Source organism: Caballeronia sp. LjRoot29, assembly GCF_964252755.1.
GTDB lineage: Bacteria > Pseudomonadota > Gammaproteobacteria > Burkholderiales > Burkholderiaceae > Caballeronia.
Map to the genome: position 1 here is coordinate 99,022 of NZ_CAXUPU020000028.1, position 7,766 is coordinate 106,787.

General features: G+C 57.4%; 7 protein-coding genes. 2 read left to right on the plus strand and 5 right to left on the minus strand.

What is annotated here, in order from left to right:
- Window positions 1-42: 42 nt before the first annotated feature.
- Window positions 43-1,458, minus strand: a complete 1,416-nt coding sequence (gene glnA / locus ACSQ83_RS25935; RefSeq protein ID WP_213763361.1) for a type I glutamate--ammonia ligase — start codon at window positions 1,456-1,458, stop codon at window positions 43-45.
- Between the two features lie 365 nt (window positions 1,459-1,823).
- Here glnA and ACSQ83_RS25940 point away from each other — a divergent pair, with 365 nt between their 5' ends.
- Window positions 1,824-2,288 (plus strand): rhodanese-like domain-containing protein, encoded by a 465-nt coding sequence (locus ACSQ83_RS25940; RefSeq protein ID WP_414948156.1) that lies wholly within the window; start codon window positions 1,824-1,826, stop codon window positions 2,286-2,288.
- A 39-nt stretch (window positions 2,289-2,327) separates the two neighbouring features.
- On the opposite strand, the gene ACSQ83_RS25945 is transcribed toward ACSQ83_RS25940, so the two are convergent.
- The 4 genes from ACSQ83_RS25945 to ACSQ83_RS25960 all read right to left on the minus strand — a co-directional run bounded on the left by ACSQ83_RS25945 (window position 2,328) and on the right by ACSQ83_RS25960 (window position 6,365).
- Complete coding sequence (locus ACSQ83_RS25945; protein WP_436230088.1) at window positions 2,328-3,140, minus strand: competence/damage-inducible protein A; 813 nt, start codon at window positions 3,138-3,140, stop codon at window positions 2,328-2,330.
- 21 nt (window positions 3,141-3,161) lie between these two features.
- Entirely contained in the window at window positions 3,162-4,019 is an 858-nt protein-coding gene (locus ACSQ83_RS25950; RefSeq protein WP_436230089.1) for an EI24 domain-containing protein, read from the minus strand.
- Window positions 4,020-4,244: 225 nt separating this feature from the next.
- Window positions 4,245-5,270: a sterol desaturase family protein gene (locus ACSQ83_RS25955; RefSeq protein ID WP_436230090.1), complete on the minus strand. Its 1,026-nt coding sequence runs from the start codon at window positions 5,268-5,270 to the stop codon at window positions 4,245-4,247.
- An 84-nt stretch (window positions 5,271-5,354) separates the two neighbouring features.
- Window positions 5,355-6,365 carry a beta-propeller fold lactonase family protein gene (locus ACSQ83_RS25960; protein ID WP_436230091.1) on the minus strand — a complete coding sequence of 337 codons (1,011 nt, stop codon included), beginning with the start codon at window positions 6,363-6,365 and terminating at the stop codon, window positions 5,355-5,357.
- 517 nt (window positions 6,366-6,882) lie between these two features.
- On the opposite strand from ACSQ83_RS25960, the gene ACSQ83_RS25965 reads away from it, so the two are divergent.
- Window positions 6,883-7,766, plus strand: an 884-nt coding sequence (locus ACSQ83_RS25965) for an ESPR-type extended signal peptide-containing protein (protein WP_436230092.1), incomplete at its 3' end; no start/stop codon positions are given.

The window sequence follows — 7,766 nt, forward strand, 5'->3', positions numbered from 1 at the left end:
TAAGACAGCGAACGAAGAAGCACGTGCGCCATGCAACGCGCTTTACAGCGAGTAGTACATTTCGAACTCGATCGGATGCACAGCCTGGCGATAGCGCTGCAATTCATTCGTCTTCAGTTCGATATACGCGTCGAGCATGGAGTCGGTGAACACGCCGCCGACCGTCAGGAACTCACGATCAGCGTTGAGCGCGTCCAGCGCTTCGTCGAGGCCGGCACACACGGTCGGGATCTTTGCATCCTCTTCCGGCGGCAGGTCGTACAGGTTTTTATCGGCAGCTTCGCCCGGATGGATCTTGTTCTGCACGCCATCCAGCCCGGCCATCATCAGTGCCGAGAAGCACAGGTACGGGTTCGCCATCGGATCCGGGAAACGCGTTTCGATACGGCGGCCCTTCGGGTTGGACACGTGCGGAATGCGGATCGAAGCCGAACGGTTTTTCGCCGAGTAGGCGAGCTTCACCGGTGCTTCGAAGTGCGGCACGAGACGCTTGTACGAGTTCGTCGACGGGTTCGTGATTGCGTTCAGCGCGCGAGCATGCTTGATGATGCCGCCGATGTAGAACAACGCGAATTCCGACAGGCCTGCATATCCGTCGCCGGCAAACAGGTTCTTGCCGTCCTTCCAGATCGACTGGTGAACGTGCATACCCGAACCGTTGTCGCCCACGACCGGCTTCGGCATGAACGTAGCCGTCTTGCCGTACGTGTGCGCCACGTTATGGACGATGTACTTGAGTTGCTGCGTCCAGTCGGCGCGTTGAACCAGCGTCGAGAACTTCGTGCCGATTTCGTTCTGGCCCTGGCCCGCCACTTCGTGGTGGTGCACTTCGACCGGAATGCCAATTTGCTCAAGCAACAGGCACATTTCCGAACGGATGTCCTGGAACGTGTCAACCGGGGCAACCGGGAAATAACCGCCCTTCGTGCCCGGACGATGACCCGTGTTGCCGCCTTCGAATTCCATCGACGAAGACCACGGTGCTTCTTCCGAACCGATCTTGACGAAGCAACCCGACTGATCTGCACTCCAGCGAACCGAGTCGAAAATGAAGAATTCAGGTTCCGGACCGAAGAAAGCGGCGTCGCCCAGACCCGAGCTCTTCAGATAGGCTTCAGCGCGCTTTGCCAGCGAACGCGGATCGCGTTCGTAGCCTTTGCCATCCGCCGGTTCCACCACGTCGCAGGACATCACGAGCGTCGACTCTTCATAGAACGGGTCGATGAACGCGGTATCCGCATCCGGGATCAGCAGCATGTCCGACGCTTCGATGCCCTTCCAGCCGGCGATAGACGAACCATCGAAAGCGTGGCCGCTTTCAAACTTGTCTTCGTCGAATGCCGAAACCGGCACCGAAACGTGTTGTTCTTTACCGCGCGTGTCGGTGAAACGGAAGTCGACAAACTTGACGTCCTCGTCCTTGACGAGTTGCATGACGTCGGCCACGGATTTGCTCATTACCTATCTCCTGATTAACAAAAGTCGACGAACTCAATTCGCCGCCTAACCGATTCGAAACCATCGGTAGAGTCAAAAGCAGCTTCCATGCCAAGTGCACCAGTATTGCGCTAAGCAGTTGAAGCTGCGCGCTTTTTCGGGGAAGCACCACCACCCTTCAAGGGGCTTACTCGATCAAAACCGCATTGTCATGCACATATTCGGTGCATCGGAAACTGAGACCCGTAACGTTAGCACCGATTCGGGGCAATTCAAATGCCTCGCACCAGTCCGATGCGTTCTATCACCCAGCCGACCACGCATGATCGAAGCGCCAACAGCACGCTAGAATGCCTGATTAAAATGTCCGATTGGAGACCTCGTCCATGAGCACGCTCGAGCAGTTGTACGCCCAGGCCACGCAACGCGCCGTTCAAGACCAGTTGCCCTACGCGGGCGCCATTCTGCCCGCGGAGGCTTTCGAACTTCTTCAGCTCGATCCTTCCGTTCGCCTGGTCGATGTGCGCACGCGTGCCGAGCTCGATTGGGTTGGCCGTCCGGCCATTGACACCGCCCAGTACTCGCACGTTGAGTGGATCCAATACCCCGGCTCTGTCCCAAACGCAGCGTTTATGGAGCAGTTGCGCGAAGTGACCTCGCCCGACACCCCCGTCCTGTTCCTCTGCCGTAGCGCCGCGCGGTCGAAACTCGCCGCAGTCCTGGCTCACAAGGAGGGTTTTACCAAAGCTTTCGACCTGCTCGAAGGCTTTGAGGGCGACAAGGACGGCCAGGGACATCGCAAAACCGTATCCGGCTGGTGCTTTCGTGGCCTGCCCTGGATCGGCGCTTGAATCCTCTGAATGCCGGGGCGACTCCGTGACTTGAGTGGCTTAAGCCGCTGCGCCCGGTTCAATCCCCACTATCTCGCCGCCGAGCGCCGCCACACCCTCACGTAACCGGGCAAACGCGGCGTTCGCCGCTTCCGGCTCACCTTTGACACCCAGATCAATGTGAGCACGCCCGTAAATCTCCCCGCGCGTCGCGTCACCGACGCTTGGCAAGCTGAACACGCGCACCCCCTCGAAATCGCGCTCGATTGACTCCATCAACGGCGTGATGCGTGATTCCGGTAGACCGAACACCAATACTGAACGCTCTACATAAGGCGTTGCGTGGTGAAGGTCCGCGAATTTCGTGTCCAGCACCCATTCAATCATTGGCCATGCCATGACAGGAAAGCCAGGGACGAAATGAATGTTCCCGACCGAGAAACCAGGGATCCGGTTATAGCTGTTCGGGATAATGCTCGCGCCCTTCGGGAACGTGCCCATGTTCAACCGATGCAGGTTCTCCGGCAAATTGAGATCCGCCGGTTTGTCACCCGCTGTTTCCCTGATCCGCGCCCGAATCAGTTCGGCTGCTTCCGGATGCAACTCAAGCGGCACGCCAAGCGCTGCGGCCGCGCATTGACGCGTGTGGTCGTCGGGCGTCGCACCAATCCCACCCGTTGAAAACACGACATCGCCCGATGCGAACGCGCGCTTGAGCGTAGCCGTGATGCGTTCACGGTCGTCGCCAATATATTCGGCCCACGCCAGCGACAATCCCCTCGCCGACAATAATTCGATAACTTTTGGCAGATGCTTGTCGGTCCTTCGACCGGACAATATCTCGTCGCCAATGATGATCATGCCAAAGCCCATGAATGCTCCCTGATCTTGAAATTAGCCGGAAATTCGGAACGTGGCCGCCGCGCCCGAACCGTTCAATGGAGGCGGCGCAGCGGTAGTTTCCGTCCGCAGGCGCTCCAGCGCATGCAGGCAATAGTGCGCGAACCAAAGCGCCGAAAAAACGAGAATGAATGCGTAGATCCAGATGGTTGCCGCCGCGATGACCGGAAACAAGGGCAGCAGCCACACCGACCACGCCCACAGCATGGTTGGCAACGAACCCAGCAGCCCGCTGATCACGCCGATCCCGAACAACGGCCAGCGCGCACGACGCACGATAGCCCGGCGCTCCTCTGCGCTGGCATGCAACGCGAGTGCGTCGTAAGTCATGACGCGATAAGTCAGCCAGCCCCACAAAACAGGCGGAATGATCGCGAAAAAAGGCGGGATCAGCCACAGCGGCAACGTCACAACCAGCAGAACAAGACATACGCCCGTGGTGATCACTGAATGCCCAAGACTCCCGTACCAGGAACCCCCGCGCCTCATTTCAAGCGACGCGTACTGACGCCGCGTCAGCAGCTTGATCACAGAAGGCATTGAAAGCGTCGCGATGAGCAGCAAAATGGTCACGACAATCAACGGAATCGCCATGATCACAATAAAAAACGGTGCAATCACCGCGTGCAGCGCCGAAAACCCGATCGAATCGAACAAGCGGTACATGGCGGAAGTGAGCGCCCAGCCATCAAGCCAGTTACGCGCGGCGCCTGTCAGCGTTTGCCAGAAAAACCACAGGAGAGCGCCCCATGCAACGGTCGCCACAGCGAACGGCATGAATGTCAGCCACAGCATTCTCGGGTGAAAAGCGTTCGCGAGCGCGCGCACGAACGAACGCAGCAAGTCATTCATGCAAAGGTCGTCTGAAAGGGAAAGAAGACAGGATAAACCACTGAGCGCATGGCGCGCTGCTCGTCCGTTTGGCTAACGCTGCCAGTCAAAACAACTTCGCCGGCTGGAAGCCGGCGAAGTTGTTTTGACGAGGACGGAGACGCAAAAAACTGAGCAGGTTCCAACAAAACACACCCGCTCAGACAGGAGCGCCTGAACGAGCCGGTTTTGATCAAGTATGGCTGCTTAAACGGCGGCTGTGTCCGAATCCGAACCCGGTGCGCTGGTTGCCCGATGTGACGCGATGCGCTCGCCAATGCGCTTGAACGCTAGCCAGTGCTGCTCGAAGAAGCCATCGCCGTAATTGCGTCCGGGTTTGTCGGCAACCGACAGTTGATCGCGAATGCCGGTCGGCTCAAGCTCCCGATTCCACGACACGCTTCTGAACATCATGTCCCACCACGGTAGCAGGACGCCAAAGTTGCATCCGTACGTGGTGCCCTCGTGACCATAGCCAATTGCATGGTGCCGCCGATGGAACGTCGGGCTGACAAGCAAGCGCTCGCCAAGCCAGCCGAAGTGCATCCGAATATTCGCGTGCTGCACGCTTTGCATCAGATTAGTGATGGCGACCAGCACCACGAACTGCGACGGTTGTACACCGATCACCAACGCCACAGCGGCGAAAAAGCCTGCTTGCATGATGTTGTCGAGCAGATGATTCCGGTCGTCAGTCCACAGCGACATCTTTTGCTGGCTGTGATGGACCGCGTGCAATTCCCACCAGATGCCAATCCGGTGTTCCATACGGTGATACCAATACCCGGCGAAATCGAGCACGACCAGGTAAATAGCGAACGCGATGATCGGCTGGGAAGTCACGCCCGGCCAAAGATTGTCGAGTTCGATATTGGCGATGTTGTGCAACCGCAGCCAACTTTGAAAGCCATCGAAGAATGGCTGGAACGTGAAGAAAAAGAACAGGTTCAGAATGCCCAGTTTGACGATCCATGTATATAGCGCGTCCACTCGCACGCCTTTCCTGTTCTGCCACTTTTCGGCAGGCCGCAAGGCTTCAAGCGGTCGCAGGATCGCGTACATGACCAGCACTTCGAGCACGCCCACGATCACCCAGTAAAGCGCGTCATAGGTGTCTTCGTCGTAACCCATCAGGCCGGCCTTGAACAGAAAAGGCTGCACGATGTCGATGTACAGCCACGTCTGCAGCGTTGAGACGAACGTGTCGAACAGGGAAAAAATGGAATGAAACATGGTGCTCCGTTACTGTTACCAGGTGCCGCCGTTTCCCTTGCGGCACCTCAACCTTCAATTCAAGCGCTTCTTCGTCCGTCGATCTCAGCCGCCATTCGGGCCTGTCACCGGCGCGCGGTCGAAAAAGTAGATGCCATGCGGAGAACGGCCCACAGCGATTGTCTGGATAAGCTTGCGATTTGTCAGATCAATAATGCCAATCTTCTTCGCAAACCGGAACGTAACCCAAAGATAACGCTTGTCAGCGGAAAGTTCCATATCGTCCGGACCGGGCAGCAAACCCGTGATGTCGCCGACATTCGTCAACGAGTCTTGATCGATGATGCTGATCGTACTCGCAACCCGGTTTGACACCACGACGTGTTTACTGTCCGCCAGCGAGCGGAAGTTGTGCGCGCCATTGCCCGTCTTGATCGTCTTCACGATCTTCTGGTTACGCCAGTCCACCACCGCGACGTAGTCAGCGCCCGTCATGCCCACCAGCAGGTATTTGTCACCCGGGGTCATCCACAGGCCGGCAGGCACTGGCCCGACCTTCATCTTCCATTTCACCGTTTGAGTTGCCAGGTCGATCGCCGCAACTTCGCCGGATACCTGCAGCGAGATGAGCGCCGTCTTGCTGTCATTCGTGAATGCAATGTGGCTAGGCATGACCGCCAGCGGTATGCGCTTGGCGATCGAGATATTCGCGCCGTCGTAACGGTAGATATCCAGCCTGTCGAGTCGCAAGCCGGTCGACACGAACCACTTCTTGTCTGGCGAAAATCCGACTTGATACGGATCCTCGATGTTTTCAACCCAGCGTTGCGGCTTGCCCGTCTTCGGGTCGATGAACATCAGATTGTTCGACACCGAATTCGCCACGATCAGCGACCCGTTGTCGGGCGTCGCCATCAAATGGTGCGGTTCCTTGCCGGTCGGAATGGTCGACACAACCTGGCGAGTCGCTTCGTCGATGAGGCTCAGGGTCGCCTCGCCGGAATTCAGCACGATCACGTTGTTGGCGTAAACCGGTGCGGTGACAGAAAAAGCAACGATTGATGCAGCGGTGGCAGCAGTGGCGCGCGAGAAACAAGTACGGAGAGAATTGCTCATGAAAACCCAGGTCGGAAAACAGCCGTCATTGTAGAACGTTTGCACTGGCCAGAGTGTTGATCCAGAACGGGTTTTTGGCATTTTTCGACATTGACGCCGCAAATGCCCCGGAAGCCGGTCCGAAGCATTTATCGAAGCTGTGTTCCCGGTCCTTCTTGACACAGAATCACATACAAATGGAGCGCGCTGGAATGGAAAAAATACGCGACAAAAAATGACCGTTTTTTAGTTTACTTTGCAATCCAAATTATATTTTCTTCACTGCGATCACTTTAGGAAAGATCGTGTATTTCGAAAACACGATAACCGCGATCATCCCGACCTTCTGAGTCCGGACGTAGCAATGCAGGAAGGCTGTCCGACGCCCGAGCGGGCCAGAACTTACGAGGCGGGAGATCCTCGTTCCAAGGAACGATCGCGTCCAAATGCCTCCCTTTACAGCAGGCAGGCATTCACGTGATCGAATCCACCGATCAACCCGACATGTATTTGTCAAATTGTTAGACATCCTTCTTTCATGAATAGAATCTTTAAAGCAGTCTGGAACGAATCTACAGGCACGTGGGTCGCGGCTTCCGAAACGTCGAAGTCGAAGACCAAGCGGTCGTCGGCGCGCAAGCTTGCGATAGTGCAGGCGTTGATAATTGGAGTTGGCAGCCTTGCTGTTGCGTCTGGCGCTCATGCTGCTGACGACTGGGCAGCTGAGGGCACAGGTGCTAACTCCACCATCGTTGGACCTAATGCCTCCACGAATCCGGACAATGCTTCGGGCGAAAATTCGGTCGCGATTGGCTACGCCACGCGCGCGAAAGCTACTGGCGCGACAGCCACCGGTTCCTTCGCTAACGCAAATACGGGCGCCAGCGCGTACGGCATGGGGGCAAATGCGTCGGCAAATGCATCCACGGCTTTGGGTGGCGGAACCTACGCGAGTGGCGACAGCAGTGCCGCAATAGGGACAAAGGCAACAGCAGGCGGCGCCCGGTCCGTCGCGGTTGGTGCAGAATCGACGGCCGCCGGAAACAGCGCAACAGCGCTCGGCGACACGGCTTCGGCCGTCGGCGAACAATCGACCGGTATTGGCGCAAACGCGGTTGCAACAGGTGATGGTTCAAATGCCATCGGTGCATCCTCACAGGCGCAGGGAAGCAATGCTATTGCTTTCGGCACGGGTGCAAACGCACAGGCCACTGATTCGGTCGCTATTGGCACCGGTTCTGCTTCAGCGGCAGCAAACGCGGTAGCGCTCGGCGCATTGGCTACTGCTTCGGCAGCCGATGCAATTGCCATTGGCACGTCTGCACAAGCACAGGGCGCAAACTCGATTGCTGCCGGTTACAAGGCTGACGCTCAAGGCGAAAGCGCAGTCGCAGTTGGCAACTCCTCCACGGCGTCCGGCGC